Source organism: Nguyenibacter vanlangensis (assembly GCF_038719015.1).
GTDB classification, from domain to species: Bacteria; Pseudomonadota; Alphaproteobacteria; order Acetobacterales; family Acetobacteraceae; genus Gluconacetobacter; species Gluconacetobacter vanlangensis.
Genome location: NZ_CP152276.1, coordinates 882724 through 898011, shown reverse-complemented (window position 1 = coordinate 898011; position 15288 = coordinate 882724). Strand labels below are relative to the sequence as shown.

Below are 15288 nucleotides of genomic sequence, written 5' to 3'. Positions count from 1 at the left end.
TGCCGCGCCGCAATCGGGTCTGCTGGCGGAATGACGGGGCGAAGCGGCGATTGGACGGATCTCGGGCGTGCCTGGACGGCGCCTTTTCCGGGGGGGGTGCTGCTGGCGGCGATCTTGTCCGGTACGGTCATGTCCGGCACGATCATGGCGGCGCGGGCGGCGCCCGATATCCGTCTGGCCCCGCATCGCGCGGCCTATGACCTGACATTGGCGACGATCAAGGGCGGGGACACGGTCTCGGCCAGCGGCACCATGACCTATGCCGTCACCGATGCCTGCACCGCATGGTCGACCCAGCAGGAATTGCGGTTGCAGACCGTGTCGCGCTCGGGCGGCGTGACCAGCCTGGTGTCGGACTACGCGACCTTGGAATCGAAGGACGGGCGGCACCTGGTCTTCCGGACCGTCCAGACCTCGGACGGGCGGCCTGTCACCCGCGTGATGGGCGAGGCGACGACGGGGCCGTCGGGCGGGGAAATCCATTATACCCAGCCCGTGCCGCACAGCGTGACGCTGCCGGCCGGCACGCTGTTCCCGATGGCGCATACCGCCGCGATTATCCGCGCGGCCGGGAGCGGCGCGCCGTCCATCAGCCCCATGCTGTTCGACGGCACCGGCGATGACGGGGCGCAATACACCTATGTGATGCTGCTGGGCTGGGGGGGACCGCCGTCGTCCAGCGGCTTTCCGGCGCTGGCGCACCTGCCGTCGGGCCGGGTGCATGTGGCGTTCTACACCCCGTCCTCGCACGATATGCGCCCGGATTATGCGATCGGCATGCGCTATTTCGCGAATGGCGTATCGGACCAGTTGGACATGGATTTCGGGGATTTCACCATGCGCGGAACCTTGCGCAGCTTCTCGCTCGGCAGCGTTCCGCCGGGCGGGGACAGGCACCGGTGCTGAATCGGGTGGAACAGGCGGGGGATGCCGGGCCCCCAGGCGCTGAGCCCCCAGGGGCCGAGCCCACGGGCGCGGCGGTGTCCAGCGGCGGCGGCCTGGCCCATTCGTTGCGCAGCCGCCATGTTTCGATGATCGCGATCGGCGGCATGATCGGCGCCGGGCTGTTCGTCAACACGTCGGTGATGATCCGGGGGGCGGGGCCGCTGGTGCTGCTGTCCTATCTGCTGGCCGGGCTGATCGTGTTCATGGTCATGCGCATGCTGGGCGAGATGGCGATCGACTGCCCCGATGCCGGGTCGTTCGTCGGCCATGTCCGCCGCGGGCTGGGCGGGCGCGCGGCCTTCGTCACCGGATGGTCGTACTGGCTGTTCTGGGTGGTCGTGACGTCGGTCGAGGCCAAGGCCGCCGCGCTGATCGTCGCGCCGATGCTGGGCGTGGCCCAATTGCCGGTGGCGCTGGGGCTGATCGGGCTGATGACGGGCGTGAACATGTTCTCGGTCCGAGGCTATGGCGAGTTCGAATTCTGGTTCTCGCTGCTGAAGATCAGCGCGATCGGCCTGTTCACCATCGTGGCGGGGCTGGCGCTGTTCGGGGTGATCGGTCCGCCTCTGCATGGCGGAATCGCGCATCTGTGGGACCAGGGCGGTTTCATGCCGCATGGGTTCAGCGCGTCGCTGGCGCTGCTGCCGGCGATCCTGTTCACCTTCGCCGGGGCCGAGATCGCCACGGTGGCGGCGGCGGAGACCAGCGACCCGGCGCGCAACATCGTCCAGGCGATCCGCACCGTCGTGATCCGCGTCATGCTGTTCTATATGGGCTCGCTGGGCGTCATCCTGTGCCTGATTCCCTGGAACCAGGTGCGGCCGGGGCACTCGCCCTTTCTGGACGTGCTGCACCGGATCGGCATTCCGGGCGCCGAGGGCGCGATGACGCTGGTGGTGCTGGTGGCGATCGCGTCCTGCCTCAATTCCACGCTCTACGTGACGTCGCGCATTCTCTTCGAGATGGCGGCGCATGGCGACGCGCCCGGCCGGCTGGTGCATGTCGGGCCCAGCGGCGCGCCGCGCCGGGCGATTTCCTTCGGCGCGGCGGTGGGCGCGGTCCTGACGGTGATCGCCGCGACCTTTCCGGGCGAGGTGTTCGGTTTCCTGCTGAATGCCTCGGGCGCGATCATCCTGTTCGATTACCTGATGGTCGTGTTCGCGCAGATCGCGCTGCGCGGGCGGATGCGCCGCGCGGGGCGGAGGCCGGCCTTTCCGATGCTGCTCTATCCCTATCTGTCCTGGCTGACGGTGGGCGCCATCCTGCTGGTGATGGCGACGATGATGCTGACGCCCGATACACGGGTGCAGATCGAGCTGGGAAGCGTCACGCTGGTTCTGATCCTGGCGCTGGGGATGATCGTGCCGCGCCGGGCGCGCGGGACGGACGACCGGGCGGCGCCGGAATGAAGCGTGTTACAAGCGGGCACATTTTGCCATTCACGCGCCATGATGGCCGGGCCAGAGTGACGGCGACGGAGCGGGCACCGGCCCGTCCGGATGCAGGAGAAGATTTGGAATGAGCAGGCAGAGTCTCCGCCGCGCCGTCCTGGCGCTGGGTGTGATGGCGGGCAGTGCGTTCGTGACCTATGACGCGACCTCGGCCCAGGCGCAGGTCTATGGCCCGGTCGCCCCGGGCTGGGCCCCGTCGCCGCTGCCGCCGCCGCGCGCCGAAATCATACCGCCGCCCCGTGGTCCGGAGTGGATCTGGCGCCGCGGAGGCTGGGACTGGATCAATGGCCGCTATGTCTGGGTGCCGGGCCGCTATGTGCGCTATGGCGCGCGCGGCGCCTGGGGAGGGGGCCACTGGATGCGGCGTGGTCCGCGCTGGGTCTGGGTGCGTCCCGGCTGGCGCTGACGGTTCCAGGGTTCGGTCAAGGGACCGGGTCAAGGGGCCGGGTCAAGGGGATTGGGATCGAGGGATTGGGGCCGGGGGAGCCCGGCCCCGCTTTTTTGCGCGTTTTTGTGTGGGGCGGCCCTTCAGGGGGCGGCCAGGGTAACCACCAGCGGCACGTGATCCGAGGGCTGGGCGCGCCCGCGCTCGTCCCGGTCGGGCTGGGCGCTGAGCAGCCGTTCGGCGATGCGGGGCGACAGCAGCGCGTGGTCGATCCTGAGCCCGCAATCGCGCGGCCAGGCCCCGGCCTGATAGTCCCAGAACGTGTAATAGCGCCCGTGCGGATGCAGCGCCCGCACCGCGTCGGTCAGGCCCAGCCAGACCAGCCGGCGGAAGGCCGCGCGGGTTTCCGGGCGCAGCAGCGCGTCGGTGGGCGGCAGGGCGTGGGGGGCGCAGTCCTCGTCGGTGGGGCAGACATTGTAATCGCCGGCCAGGATGACATCGCGGCCCGCGCCCAGCAGGGACTGGGCGTGCAGGGCCAGGGCCTCCATGAAGGCCAGCTTGGCCTCGTACCCCGCGCTGCCGCCCGAATTGCCGTTCGGAAGATACAGATTGCCGAAGGTCAGGCCCTCGGCCTCGATTTCGACATAGCGGGCCTGCGGCATGTCGTCCGCCAGGAAGGGCAGGGCGCGGGCGGTGACGGAAAACGGCACCCGGGACAGGATGGCGACCCCGTTATAGCTTTTCTGCCCCACCACCACCGATTCGTATCCCGCGTCGCGGAATGCGTCGGCGGGGAAGGCGCCGTCCTCGCACTTGATTTCCTGCAATCCCAGCAGGTCGGGCTTTTCCAGCGCCAGCCAGTCCAGGACATGGCTTTGGCGCTGGCGAACGGAATTGACGTTCCAGCTTGCGATTTTCATGAGGGGATCGGCGGATCAGTCGATGGAGAAGCTGGTGCCGCAGCCGCAGGACGAGGTGGCGTTGGGATTGCGGACCGTGAAATGCGCGCCCATCAGCGCGTCGGTGAAATGCAGCTCGGCCCCCGCCAGCAGGTCCAGGCTGGCGGAATCGACCAGGACGCGCGTCCGTCCGGCCGGAATGACCGTATCGTCGGCGCGCGCCGCGTCATCGAGCGCGAACTGGTACTGAAATCCGTTGCAGCCCCCGGCCAGCACGCTGACGCGCAAGCCGGGGGTGCCTGTGCCCTGCTCCACCGCGCCTGCCGCCGGCTGTGCGGCCACGATTTCCTCGAGCCGGGCGACGGCCTGGGGGGAAACGCGGAAGCCGGCGTCCGGCCGGGAGTCGGGGTGCGTCATGTCCATCGGGTTCACCATCATCGTGTGGCGCGCCAAGGTGGCGCGCCAGGGTCGTAGCACTAGCCGGGCACCAGCCGGGCGCACTGGTCTTGCGGCGCGGGGCAGGGTATCGACACAGGAGGCGCGACCGGCCCGTCCGGCGGTCGGGCACGCCGCCCATGCGGGATTGAGACCAATATGAGCATCGCCCCCTATGCTGTCCAGACCGCCACCGCGCGCGGCAGGCTCCATCCCGAAGCCGAATCGCCCAGCCGCACCCCGTGGCAGCGCGACCGCGACCGCATCCTGCATTCGGCCGGGTTCCGCACGCTGCAATACAAGACCCAGGTCTTCGTCAACCATCAGGGGGATTTCTTCCGCACGCGCCTGACCCATTCGCTGGAGGTCGCGCAGATCGCCCGCTCCATCGCCCGCAATCTGCGCGTGGACGAGGACCTGACCGAAACCCTGGCGCTGGCGCACGATCTGGGCCACACCCCGTTCGGCCATGCCGGCGAGGACGCGCTGGCCGCCGCGATGGGCGAGTGGGGTGGCTTCGACCACAATACCCAGACCCTGCGCCAGGTGACCAAGCTGGAGCGCCGCTATTTCGGCTTCGACGGGCTGAACCTGACCTGGGAGACGCTGGAGGGGCTGATCAAGCATAACGGGCCGGTCGATCATCCCACCGGCTATGTCGCCCGCTATGCCGGGATGCTGGGGCTGGACCTGGGATGCTACGCGCCGGTCGAGGCGCAGATCGCCGCCATGGCGGACGATATCGCCTATCACGCCCACGATCTGGATGACGGGCTGCGCGCCGGCCTGCTGTGCCTGTCGGACCTGGCGGGCCTGCCGGTCGTCGGCGACGCGCTGGCGCAGGTGCGGCGGCTGGCCGGCGAGGCGGAACCGCCCCGGGGCGGGAGGGATATGAGCGCGGACATGCGGGCGGAACTGCAGGTCGACGACCGGATCCGGCATGAGACCATCCGCCGGGTGATCAATGCGCTGGCGGTCGACCTGACCGGGCAGACGCGGCGGAATCTCGAGGAACTGGCCCCGGCCTCGGCCGAGGATGTCCGGCGCGCCGCCGCCCCGGTCGTGGCCTACAGCCCGGCCATGGCGCGCGACAACGGAGCGATTCGCGGTTTTCTCTATGCGCGGCTCTATCGCCACTGGCGGGTCAATCGCATGACGCGCAAGGCCCGCATGGCGGTCGAATCGATCTTCTCGATCCTGGCCGCGGACCTGTCGCTGCTGCCGGACGGGTGGCGGCAGCAGGCGCAGGGGACCGATCGGACCGGTGCGCACCGCGTCGTGGCGGATTATATAGCCGGTATGACGGACCGATTCGCGATGGAGGAACATCGGCGGTTGACGGATCTGTCCGTGCCGGGCTGAAACGCCCGATCGTCCATCATCAGCAGCCAGTCATCAGTACCAGTCCAGAGTGGAACCGTATCGCATGTCCGACAGCCTGTTCGTCCGCTATCTCTCGCACGTGCGCGATGCCCTGCGACGGATCGTTCCGGACCTGCCGGACGAGGTGGCGGCGCGGGTCGAGCTGACGCCCGCGCGCGATCCGGCCCATGGCGACATGGCGACCAACGCCGCCCTGCTGGTCGCCAGGATCGCCCGCCGCCGGCCGGCCGAGATCGCGGCGGAACTGGCGGCGGCGCTGGCGTCGGTGCCGGGGATTGCCCACGCCGAACCGGCCGGGCCGGGATTCGTCAATGTGACGCTGGATGAAGCCGTGCTGCGCGCGGTGGCGCGGGACGTGCTGCGGGCCGGCGAATCCTATGGCGACGCGGTGCTGGGGCAGGGGGTGCGGGTCAATGTCGAATATGTCTCGGCCAACCCGACCGGGCCGATGCATGTCGGCCATTGCCGGGGCGCGGTGGTCGGCGACGCGCTGGCCAACCTGCTGGCCAAGGCCGGCTATGCGGTGACCAAGGAATATTACATCAACGATGCCGGGGCGCAGGTGATCGCGCTGGCCTGGGCGGCCTATTGGCGGTACCTGCAGGCCATCGGCACCACCATGACGCAGGAGGAATTCGCCGCCCTGGTGCCCGGCGGCATTCAGTATGGCGGCGATTACCTGGTGCCGGTCGGCGCGGCGCTGGCGCAGCATCACGGCACGGGGCTGGCCGAGCCCGACGGGCAGCCCGCCGCGCCGGAACATTGGCTGCCCACGGTCAAATCCTTCGTGGTGGCCGAGATGATGCGCCTGATCCGCGAGGATCTGGACGCGCTGGGCGTGCATCACGACGTGTTCACCAGCGAGGCGCGGATCCTGGCCGACGGGGTGACCGACCGGGCCATCGCCCGGCTGGACGCGCAGGGCCTGCTGTATGAAGGCGTTCTGGAGCCGCCGAAGGGCAAGCTGCCCGAGGATTGGGAGGCGCGGCCCCAGACCCTGTTCCGGGCGACAGAATTCGGCGACGACGTGGACCGGCCGCTGCGCAAGTCGGACGGGTCGAATACCTATTTCGCCAATGATATCGGCTATCACGACGACAAGGTCCGCCGGGGCGCGGACGTGCTGATCGATGTCTGGGGCGCCGACCATGGCGGCTATGTCACCCGCATGAAGGCGGCGGTGAAGGCCCTGTCGGATGGCGCGCGCGCGCCCGATTTCGACGTGCTGCTGTGCCAGATCGTGCGGATCGTCCGCGAGGGGCAGCCGGTGCGGATGTCCAAGCGCGCGGGGACCTTCGTCACGCTGCGCGACCTGATCGACGAGGTGGGGCGCGATGCGGTGCGCTTTACCATGCTGACGCGCAAGGCCGACGCCCAGATGGAGTTCGACCTGGACCAGGTCGTCGCCCAGACGCGCGACAACCCGGTCTTCTACGTTCAGTACGCCCATGCGCGCTGCCGTTCGGTGCTGCGGGCGGCGCAGGAGATGCTGGGCGCGCAGCAGGTGACCCCCGCCGCGCTGGCCGAGGCGGACCTGGACGGCCTGGATTCGGATGCCGAACTGGCGCTGCTGCGGCGGATCGCGCAATGGCCGCGCACGGTCGAAGGCGCGGCGCTGGCGCATGAGCCGCATCGAATCGCCTTTTATCTCGGTGAGTTGGCGGGCGATTTTCATACGTTGTGGAATCGCGGCCGCGATGATGCGACATTGCGGTTCCTGCAAGAGGACGATCCGGCGGCGACCCGGGCGAAGCTGGCGCTGGTCGAGGCCACGGCCACGGTCATCCGGTCCGGCCTGGCGGTGCTGGGGGTCGAGCCGGTCGAGGAAATGCGATGAACGATACCGATCCCCTGGATCGCGATCCCCATGCGGAGCGGCTGAGCCGCGCCCGCGAGCGCATGAGCGCCGATTACGACGACGCGCCGCCCCGCCGCGCCCGTCCGCGTCGCGGCGTGCTCGAAGGGCTGCTGGGGTCCGATCCCCTGACGCGGCGCCTGGCCTATGGCGCGGCGGGGCTGGGTGGCCTGCTGGTGCTGGGCATCGGCGGCTGGGCGCTGGTCGGCCACCAGCCGTCGGGCATTCCGGTGCTGGGGCCGCCGCCGGGACCGGTGCGGGTGCGGCCGCTCGATCCGGGCGGCATGCAGGTCCTGGGCGCCGAGGCCCCGACCGCCGATGACGGGTCGGCCGCGCATCTGGCCCCGCTGCCGGAACAGCCGCGTCCCGACCAGTTGGCCCGGCAATATGGCGCGCCGCCCGCCGCGGCGCCGTCCGCGCCCGTTAATTCGCCAGTCAATTCGCCTGCCGCGGAGCCTGTCATGAAGCCTGCCGCGGGGCCCGCCACGACGGCGGCGGCTGTTGCGGCGCCCGTTCAGGCGCCCGTTGCCGGCCCCGCGCCTGTTGCGCCCCCGGTCGCGGCGCCGTCTTCTGCGCCCGTCGCGCCGTTTCCCGCGCCGCCTGGCGCCCCATCCGTCACGCCGGCGGGCGGGCGGTACGGGGTGCAGCTTGCCGCCCTCGATTCCGAGGTGGCGGCGCAGAAGGAATGGGCGCGCCTGGTCCAGCATTATCCCGACCTGTTCGCCGGGCACGAGCCGATCATCGAACGGACCGAGCGCAATGGCGCGGTCTTTTTTCGGCTGCGGACCCGTGGTTTTGCCAGCATCGCGCAGGCGACCTCGTTCTGCGAGCATGTGCGGCTGAACGGCCTGGCCTGCGCCCTGGCCGGTTTCTAGGGCACATCCGGTGCGGCAGGCGGCCCCGTCCCACGATCGCGACCTGTCGGGCGAGCCCGTCGATGGGTTGGCCGGCGGATTGGCCGATGGACTGGCCGAGGGGCTGACCGCGCCCATGCTGCGCCTGGACGGGTTCGAGGGGCCGCTGGATCTGCTGCTGGAGCTGGCGCGCGCGCAGAAGGTCGATCTGGCGCGCATCTCGATCCTGCAACTGGTCGAGCAATACCTGGCCATCGTGGAATCGGCGCGGCGCATCCGGCTGGAACTGGCGGCGGACTGGCTGGTCATGGCCGCCTGGCTGGCCTGGCTGAAATCGCGGCTGCTGCTGCCGGCCGAGGAGGGGGGCGGCGAGGATGCCGAGGACGCGGCCGAATTGCTGCAGGCGCGCCTGCTGGAACTGGCGCGGATCGGCCAGGCCGCGGAATGGCTGGCGGCCCGGCCGCAACTGGGCCGCGACGTCTTTGCCCGGGGCGAGCGCGAGGACCTGACCGAAATCGACCGTTCGGGCCTGGCGCTGGATCTGCCGCAATTGATGGGCGCCTATATGGCGGCGATGCGCCGGGGGGCGCGCAAGCGGGTCTATCAGCCGCGGCGCCTGCAATTCTGGACGGTGCAGGATGCGCTGGCCCGCCTGCACCGGCTGCTGGGCACCGAGGCGGCCATCCCCGGGACCGGTGCCGGCGCCGGCTGGTGCGCGCTGGATTCCTTTCTGCCCGAATCCGGTCCGGGGCTGGATGCCGAGGATGACCTGGAGCGCACCCGGCTGCGCCGGGCCGCCATGGCCGGCACCCTGATCGCCGGGCTGGAGCTGGCGCGGAACGGCGCGATCGAATTGCGGCAGGAGGAAATTTTCGGCCGCATCATGCTGCGGGCCTGCGATCCGGCGGGCCAGGCTGCCGCCAATGATCAGGCTGCCAGTGATCAGGCGGACGAACAGGCAGCGGGCGAAGCGGCTCCCGAGAGGATGGACGCGGCGGAATGACCGACGAGACGACCCCCGATATGGCTACCGACATGGCTGCCGACGCGGCCCCACCTGCCGCCCCACCTGCTGCCCCCCCTGCTGGGTTGCCGGCGCCGCCCGAACTGGCGGTGCGGCTGGTCGAGGCCCTGGTCTTCGCCAGCGCCGATCCGGTGTCCGAGCGGGTGGTCGCCGAATTGCTGGAGGCCCAGGGCCAGGTCCCGGCGGATATCGAGGATCTGAGCACCTATGTCCGCGGCGTGATCGACGCGGTGGTCGCGCGGTATGACGGGCGCGGCGTCGCGCCGGTGCAGGTGGCCGGCGGCTGGCAGTTCCGCACCGCGCCCGACCTGGCGCCGCGCCTGACCCGCGTGTTGCACCGGCCGCGGCGGCTGGCGCGCGCCACCATGGAGACGCTGGCCATCGTCGCCTATCACCAGCCCTGTACCCGCGCCGAAATCGAGGAGATTCGCGGCGTTTCGCTGAGCCAGCAGGTGCTGGACACACTGCTGGAGGCGTCGCTGATCGTGCCGCGCGGCCGCAAGGAGGTGCCGGGCCGGCCGATCCTGTGGGGGACGTCGGCCGATTTCCTGCGCCATTTCGGCCTGCGCGACCTGCGCGACCTGCCGCGGCGCGAGGAATTGCTGGTCGACGTGCCGGACAATCCCGCGCTGCGCGCCCATGCCGGGTCCGCCGTGCCGCAGGGGGCCGGGACGGCGGAGGCAGGTGCGTCCAGGGAGGAATCCGGAGTGACGATATTGGCCGAGGGGGCCGACGATGTTTAATTTCGCCTGGTCCGAGATGGCGCTGATCGGGGTGGTCGCCCTGCTGCTGATCGGGCCCAAGGACATGCCGGTGGCGATCCGGACCATCACGGGCCTGATCAAGAAGGCCCGCAAGATGGCGGCGGAATTCCAGTCCCATGTCGATGAGATGGTGCGCGACGCCGACCTGACTGCCGCGCGGGACGAATTCAACCGCATGCGGCGCTTCAACGTGCGCAACCAGATCATGCAGGCCATCGACGGCGACGGCTCGATCCGGCGCACGCTGGACGAATCGCCGCTGGCGGAGGCGCCCCAACACTCGCGCCCGGCGGACATGGCGGCCCCGTCCGGAACCCTGGCGGGTTTCGACCCCGGCGGGCTGCATGAATACGGCTATGCCACGCCGGTCGCGTCCTATGCCGAGACAGCCTATCCGCCGGTCGAGGATGAGGGCCCGCCGCCGGCCCTGCTGCCGCCGTCGGTCGCCCGGCGGCTGGCCGCCGACCGGGCGCGGCTGCGTCCGCCGGCCTTCCTGCCGCCGGTGCGGGTGATGCACGGGGCGCGGCGGGTTGCCGTCGGCGCCGCGGATACGCAATTCGTCGAAGGGCGGGGCTCAAACGATTTCGTCTGAACGGGATCTGCTCTAGGAACGTCATTTATGGATAATGCCAACCCGGAAGGCACGCGCCTGGAGGGCGACACGATCGACGACAAGCCGATGCCGCTGCTGGACCATCTGGTCGAGCTGCGGCGGCGCCTGATCTGGTCGGCGGTAACCTTCGGCCTGTGTTTCCTGCTGTGCTATCATTTCTCGTCGCGGATCTATCTCTTCCTGGCGCAGCCGCTGGGCACGGTGATGCGCGCGCAGGGCGAGCAGCCGCACCTGATCTATACCGCGCTGTACGAGGCGTTCTTCACCTATATCAAGGTGGCGTTCTTCGGCGCGGCGTTCCTGTCCTTTCCGATGATCGCGGTGCAGGCCTGGATGTTCATCGCCCCCGGCCTGTATCGCAGCGAGAAGCGGGCCTTTCTGCCGTTTCTGGTGGCCACGCCGGTCATGTTCGTGCTGGGGGCGGCGCTAGCCTATTATTTCGTCTTTCCCTTCGCATGGAAATTCTTCCTGTCCTTCCAGACGGCGGACGGGCAGGACGGCCTGCAGATCCAGCTTCAGGCCAAGGTGTCGGAATATCTGGCCCTGGTCATGAAGCTGATCATGGCCTTCGGCGTGGCGTTCGAACTGCCGGTGGTGCTGACCCTGCTGGCGCGGGTGGGCATCGTCACCGCCGAGATGCTGGCGCGGTTCCGGCGCTATGCCTATGTCGCGGCCTTTATCGTCGCCGCGATCCTGACGCCCCCCGACATCATCACCCAGACCGGCCTGGCGGTGCCGTTGATCGGTCTGTACGAAATTTCCATCTTCTGTGCGCGTCTCGTCCAGCCACGGCGCCTGGAGGATGTCGAGCAGGAGAAACCAGATGCATGACCTTCGCGCCCTGCGCGCCGACCCCGCCGCCTTCGACGCGGCGCTGGCCCGCCGGGGCGAGGCCCCGGTCGCCGCGACGATCGTCCGGCTGGACGAGGATCGGCGCGCCGCCGTGACCACGCTGCAGGAGAAGCAGGCCCGCCGCAAATCCCTGTCGAAGGAGATCGGGGCGCTGCGCCGCACCGGCGCCGACAGCGCCGGGCTGGAAGCCGAGGGGGGCCGCCTGCGCGCGGAGATCGAGGGGCTGGAGATCCTGGTCCGCGAACTGGATGCCGAGATCCGCGATGCGCTGGTCACCCTGCCCAACCGGCTGGATGGCGGGGTACCCGACGGCGCCGACGAGACGGCCAATGTCGTGGTGCGCGAGGTGGGCGAGCGGCGGAATTTCGCCTTTGCGCCGCGCGAGCATTACGCGCTGGGCGAGGCGCTGGGCCTGATGGATTTCGAGACCGCCGCCAAATTGTCGGGGACCCGCTTCGTGGTGCTGCGCGGGGCGCTGGCGCGGATGGAGCGCGCGCTGGGGCAGTTCATGCTGGACCTGCATGTGCAGGAGCATGGCTATACCGAAACGGCGGTGCCCGTGCTGGTGAACGAGGCCGCGATGTTCGGCACCGACAAGCTGCCGAAATTCGCCGACCAGTCCTTTCGGACCGAGGACGGGCGCTGGCTGATCCCGACCGCCGAGGTGCCGCTGACCGCCAGCGTGGCCGGAGAGATCCTGCCGGCATCCGCCCTGCCGCGCCGCCTGGTGGCCCTGTCGGCGTGCTTCCGTTCCGAGGCCGGGGCGGCGGGGCGCGACACGCGCGGCATGCTGCGCCAGCACCAGTTCCAGAAGGTCGAGATGGTGTCGATCACCGGCGCCGAGGACAGCGATGCCGAGCATGAGCGCATGACGCGCTGTGCCGAGACTGTGCTGGAGCGGCTGGGTATTCCCTATCGCCGCATGCTGCTCTGCGCCGGCGATACGGGATTCGGCGCGGCGCGCACCTATGACCTGGAGGCGTGGCTGCCCGGGCAGCAGGCCTGGCGGGAGATTTCCTCGTGCTCGACCACGCGGGACTTCCAGGCGCGGCGGATGAATGCCCGCTATCGCCCCGGCACGGACGCGGCGCCGGAATTCGTGCATACGCTGAACGGTTCGGGCCTGGCGGTGGGGCGGACGCTGATCGCCGTGATGGAAAATTACCAGAACGCCGACGGCAGCATCACCGTGCCGCAGGCCCTGCGCTCCTATATGAACGGGCTGGCGGTCGTCAGCGCCCGATAGGCGCGCGCCCGGCCGGTCTCCGCCCCGGGCGGCCCGCGCCGGGCCGGCCGCCCCGATCGATCCCGTCGCCGCCGTTCCGGCCGTCCGCGGCCTTGGCGCCGCCCTTGCGGTGGCCGTGCCGTCCGTCCGGGCGGCCGTGTTTCTGCGGCTGCGGCGTGCGCGGGGCGTCGTGGGCGGCGGCATGGTCGCGGCTGCTCTGCTGGCGCAGCACGTCCTCGATCCAGTCATTCAGGCGGGCCGTCGCCTCCTCGGCCTCGGTGCGCGCGCGATAGGCGTCGGGGAAGCGCATCGACAGCCAACGCCAGGCCACCAGCCGCTTGTGGCGTTTTTCCGCGCGTTCCAGTTCCATCCGGTCGGCACGGTCGGCCGGGGGCAGGCGGCCGGTTCCGGGCGGGATGACCGGGCGGTCCGCGGCATGGTCCGCCGCCCAGTGGACCAGGCGCTGGATGCCGTTGTCGCGGTCGTCGACCGGGCACATGGCATAGACCCAGCGCTGGGCCAGGGTCAGGCCGGTGACGCCTTCCAGCGCGGTGGCGATGGCGAAGGCCTGTTCCATGTTCGCCAGCCGGTAGTTCGGGTCGTCGCGCCGCAGCACGGCGCGCCGGATGCGCGCCAGCACGCCGAACAGGCTGTCCGAGCCGATTTCCGCCGCCACGGCCTGGATGATGTCGGCGTCGGGCTGCACCTGGGGGCGAAGATCGGGCAGGTCGTCGGGCGGGGCCGCCAGCATGGTCCGGATGAAGGACAGGCTGCCGGCATCGGCCATCACCGAGACGATTCCTTCCTCGTGCTTGCCGTATCGTCCGGCGCGGCCGGCGATCTGCTTGACTTCCTGCGACGTCAGGTCGCGCGTCTGGGTGCCGTCGAACTTGCGCAGCGCGGTGAAGATCACCCGGCGGATGGTCAGGTTCAGCCCCATGCCGATCGCGTCGGTGGCGATCAGGATGTCGGCCCGCCCGTCATTGAAGCGTTGCGCCTCGGCCCGGCGGACCTCGGGGCTGAGCGCGCCGTAGACCACGGCCACCCGGTGGCCCCGCGCCAGCAGCATGGCGCGCCAATCCAGCACCTCGCGCCGCGAGAAGGCGATCAGCGCGTCATGCGGGCGCAGGTCCTGGATGCGCACCGGCTGGCCGGCGACCACCAGCGGGCTTTTGCGTTCCAGCCGGATCTCGTCCAGCGGGTCGCCGCACAATTCGGCGATCCGCCGCACCATCGGCACGCAGTCGGGCGCGCCCAGCACGAACAGGTGCCGGGCGGGCGCGCCCATGATCGCCGCGGTCCAGGCCGCGCCCCGGTCGGGGTCGGCCAGCATCTGCGCCTCGTCGACGATCGCGACGTCCACCGGGTTGTGGAGCGGGCACATCTCGACGGTGGCGGCCAGATGCCGGCTGCCGGGGACGTCGATCCGTTCCTCGCCCGTCGCCAGCGACGTCGGCACGCCGCGCGCCGTCAGGGCCTCGCGGAACTCGTGGGCCAGCAGGCGCAGCGGCGCCAGGGCCATGCCGCTTTCGGCCCCGGCCAGGGCTTCCAGCGCCGTGTGGGACTTGCCGCTGTTGGTCGGTCCGATCACCAGCGTGATGCGCCGCTTGAGCGCCCGCGCGGTCTTGAAATGCGCGGCGTAGCGGTCCAGCGCCGCCACGCGGGCGATGACCGCGTTGCCGACCTTGCGCGTGCCCTGGTCGGGGATCGGGGCCCCGCGTCCGCGGATGTCCGCCTCGTAGGATTCGCGCCGCCATTCCGGCAGGCGGGCGCGCAGCGCGACCAGTTCCTCGGGGTCGAATTCCCAGCGTTCGGTGCCGTCGGGCTGCGGCACGCGGCGGGCCACCGGCAGCCGGTTCTCGGCGATCCAGCGCAGGGCCTCGCGCTGGCTGCAATGCAGCAGGCGCGGCACCTCGGCGAACGGCACCAGGCTGTCTTCCCAGGCGCGCAGGCGGCGCACTTCCTCGCGCCGGCGGGCGCGGGCGGCCTGTTCGATCGCCTCATGCTCCTGGTGCCGGGCCTGCTCGGTGCGGCGCACGTCCTCGACGAAATCGGCATCGGGCGGCAGGTCGAAGGCGCCCGCGATCGCCTGCGACAGGATGTCCACTTCGGCGGGCGAGAGCACGCGGCCGGTACCGTCGAACAGGTCGGCGCGGATGGTCTCCAGCGCCGCCGCGGGCGTTTCGGCGGTTGCGCGCAGCCGGGCCCGCACCACATCCGCAAGGGCGGCCAGCAGGCGTGCGTCGCCGGGCTCGGGGTCGTCGATGCCGGCGACGGCGGCCTCGGCGTCCGCCCGGGTGATCCAGACCTCGCCCGATCGGCGGGTCAGGTCCATCAGGCGCGAACTCCACGGCTTGCGCCGCACGGCGCAGAGGGCCCGGCGGAAGGTGGCGGCGTCCACGCGGTCTTCGCCCGGGGTCAGGGCGCGGGCGACGGTGCGTTCCAGCTTCGGCAGTTCGCGGGTTTCGACGGCCAGGCCGGTTTCGGCGAGCGCGGCCTCGACGGCGCGGCGGGCGGGGGATTCGGATGTCATGTCCGGTTTGTGCGCCATCCCGCGCGCGGGAACAACATGCCTGTGGGCGGCCCGCTTGTCCGCCGCGCGA

At 70.5% G+C, this 15288-nt stretch carries 14 protein-coding genes; 11 read left to right on the top strand and 3 right to left on the bottom strand.

Features of this window, described 5'->3' with window-relative positions:
• Positions 1 to 30 precede the first annotated feature (30 nt).
• From AAC691_RS04180 to AAC691_RS04170, 3 genes are all read left to right on the top strand, one after another.
• Positions 31 to 906: a cell envelope integrity EipB family protein gene (locus tag AAC691_RS04180; protein WP_342629048.1), complete on the top strand. Its 876-nt coding sequence runs from the start codon at positions 31 to 33 to the stop codon at positions 904 to 906.
• The gene (locus tag AAC691_RS04175; protein ID WP_342629047.1) at positions 900 to 2354 is read left to right on the top strand and encodes an amino acid permease; all 1455 of its coding nucleotides are present in this window, start codon (positions 900 to 902) and stop codon (positions 2352 to 2354) included. Before AAC691_RS04180 ends, AAC691_RS04175 begins: the two co-directional genes overlap by 7 nt.
• Before the next feature lie 109 nt (positions 2355 to 2463).
• Entirely contained in the window at positions 2464 to 2802 is a 339-nt protein-coding gene (locus tag AAC691_RS04170; RefSeq protein ID WP_342629046.1) for a hypothetical protein, read from the top strand.
• Positions 2803 to 2924: 122 nt separating this feature from the next.
• Here the strand turns inward: AAC691_RS04170 and AAC691_RS04165 are convergent, their stop codons facing one another.
• The gene (locus AAC691_RS04165) at positions 2925 to 3701 is read right to left on the bottom strand and encodes an exodeoxyribonuclease III (RefSeq protein WP_342629045.1); all 777 of its coding nucleotides are present in this window, start codon (positions 3699 to 3701) and stop codon (positions 2925 to 2927) included.
• A gap of 15 nt (positions 3702 to 3716) precedes the next feature.
• The gene (locus tag AAC691_RS04160; RefSeq protein ID WP_408906054.1) at positions 3717 to 4097 is read right to left on the bottom strand and encodes a HesB/IscA family protein; all 381 of its coding nucleotides are present in this window, start codon (positions 4095 to 4097) and stop codon (positions 3717 to 3719) included.
• 177 nt (positions 4098 to 4274) lie between these two features.
• On the opposite strand from AAC691_RS04160, the gene AAC691_RS04155 reads away from it, so the two are divergent.
• The 8 genes from AAC691_RS04155 to serS all read left to right on the top strand — a co-directional run bounded on the left by AAC691_RS04155 (position 4275) and on the right by serS (position 12706).
• Entirely contained in the window at positions 4275 to 5477 is a 1203-nt protein-coding gene (locus AAC691_RS04155; RefSeq protein ID WP_342629044.1) for a deoxyguanosinetriphosphate triphosphohydrolase, read from the top strand.
• 64 nt (positions 5478 to 5541) lie between these two features.
• The gene (argS, locus tag AAC691_RS04150) at positions 5542 to 7335 is read left to right on the top strand and encodes an arginine--tRNA ligase (protein ID WP_342629043.1); all 1794 of its coding nucleotides are present in this window, start codon (positions 5542 to 5544) and stop codon (positions 7333 to 7335) included.
• Entirely contained in the window at positions 7332 to 8228 is an 897-nt protein-coding gene (locus AAC691_RS04145; protein ID WP_342629042.1) for an SPOR domain-containing protein, read from the top strand. Before argS ends, AAC691_RS04145 begins: the two co-directional genes overlap by 4 nt.
• A 115-nt stretch (positions 8229 to 8343) precedes the next feature.
• A complete protein-coding gene (locus AAC691_RS04140) occupies positions 8344 to 9210 on the top strand; it encodes a ScpA family protein (RefSeq protein ID WP_342630141.1) in 867 nt (288 codons plus the stop codon).
• 20 nt (positions 9211 to 9230) lie between these two features.
• Complete coding sequence (gene scpB / locus AAC691_RS04135; protein WP_342630140.1) at positions 9231 to 9974, top strand: SMC-Scp complex subunit ScpB; 744 nt, start codon at positions 9231 to 9233, stop codon at positions 9972 to 9974.
• Complete coding sequence (gene tatB / locus AAC691_RS04130) at positions 9967 to 10587, top strand: Sec-independent protein translocase protein TatB (protein WP_342629041.1); 621 nt, start codon at positions 9967 to 9969, stop codon at positions 10585 to 10587. Before scpB ends, tatB begins: the two co-directional genes overlap by 8 nt.
• A gap of 27 nt (positions 10588 to 10614) precedes the next feature.
• Positions 10615 to 11439, top strand: a complete 825-nt coding sequence (gene tatC / locus AAC691_RS04125; protein ID WP_176641737.1) for a twin-arginine translocase subunit TatC — start codon at positions 10615 to 10617, stop codon at positions 11437 to 11439.
• A complete protein-coding gene (gene serS, locus AAC691_RS04120) occupies positions 11432 to 12706 on the top strand; it encodes a serine--tRNA ligase (RefSeq protein ID WP_342629040.1) in 1275 nt (424 codons plus the stop codon). The genes tatC and serS overlap by 8 nt, the downstream gene beginning before the upstream one ends.
• Here serS and AAC691_RS04115 read toward each other — a convergent pair.
• Complete coding sequence (locus AAC691_RS04115; RefSeq protein WP_342629039.1) at positions 12693 to 15218, bottom strand: helicase-related protein; 2526 nt, start codon at positions 15216 to 15218, stop codon at positions 12693 to 12695. The two genes, serS and AAC691_RS04115, sit on opposite strands and share 14 nt — an antisense overlap.
• Between the last annotated feature and the right edge of the window lie 70 nt (positions 15219 to 15288).

What these genes read in the sequence shown, in the direction of transcription:
- AAC691_RS04180 (WP_342629048.1), top strand. Translation starts at nt 31, where the DNA reads ATGACGGGGCGAAGCGGCGATTGGACGGATCTCGGGCGTGCCTGGACG.
- AAC691_RS04170 (WP_342629046.1), top strand. Translation starts at nt 2,464, where the DNA reads ATGAGCAGGCAGAGTCTCCGCCGCGCCGTCCTGGCGCTGGGTGTGATG.
- AAC691_RS04165 (WP_342629045.1), bottom strand. Translation starts at nt 3,701, where the DNA reads ATGAAAATCGCAAGCTGGAACGTCAATTCCGTTCGCCAGCGCCAAAGC.
- AAC691_RS04160 (WP_408906054.1), bottom strand. Translation starts at nt 4,097, where the DNA reads ATGACGCACCCCGACTCCCGGCCGGACGCCGGCTTCCGCGTTTCCCCC.
- AAC691_RS04155 (WP_342629044.1), top strand. Translation starts at nt 4,275, where the DNA reads ATGAGCATCGCCCCCTATGCTGTCCAGACCGCCACCGCGCGCGGCAGG.
- argS (WP_342629043.1), top strand. Translation starts at nt 5,542, where the DNA reads ATGTCCGACAGCCTGTTCGTCCGCTATCTCTCGCACGTGCGCGATGCC.
- AAC691_RS04145 (WP_342629042.1), top strand. Translation starts at nt 7,332, where the DNA reads ATGAACGATACCGATCCCCTGGATCGCGATCCCCATGCGGAGCGGCTG.
- AAC691_RS04140 (WP_342630141.1), top strand. Translation starts at nt 8,344, where the DNA reads ATGCTGCGCCTGGACGGGTTCGAGGGGCCGCTGGATCTGCTGCTGGAG.
- scpB (WP_342630140.1), top strand. Translation starts at nt 9,231, where the DNA reads ATGGCTACCGACATGGCTGCCGACGCGGCCCCACCTGCCGCCCCACCT.
- tatB (WP_342629041.1), top strand. Translation starts at nt 9,967, where the DNA reads ATGTTTAATTTCGCCTGGTCCGAGATGGCGCTGATCGGGGTGGTCGCC.
- tatC (WP_176641737.1), top strand. Translation starts at nt 10,615, where the DNA reads ATGGATAATGCCAACCCGGAAGGCACGCGCCTGGAGGGCGACACGATC.
- serS (WP_342629040.1), top strand. Translation starts at nt 11,432, where the DNA reads ATGCATGACCTTCGCGCCCTGCGCGCCGACCCCGCCGCCTTCGACGCG.
- AAC691_RS04115 (WP_342629039.1), bottom strand. Translation starts at nt 15,218, where the DNA reads ATGACATCCGAATCCCCCGCCCGCCGCGCCGTCGAGGCCGCGCTCGCC.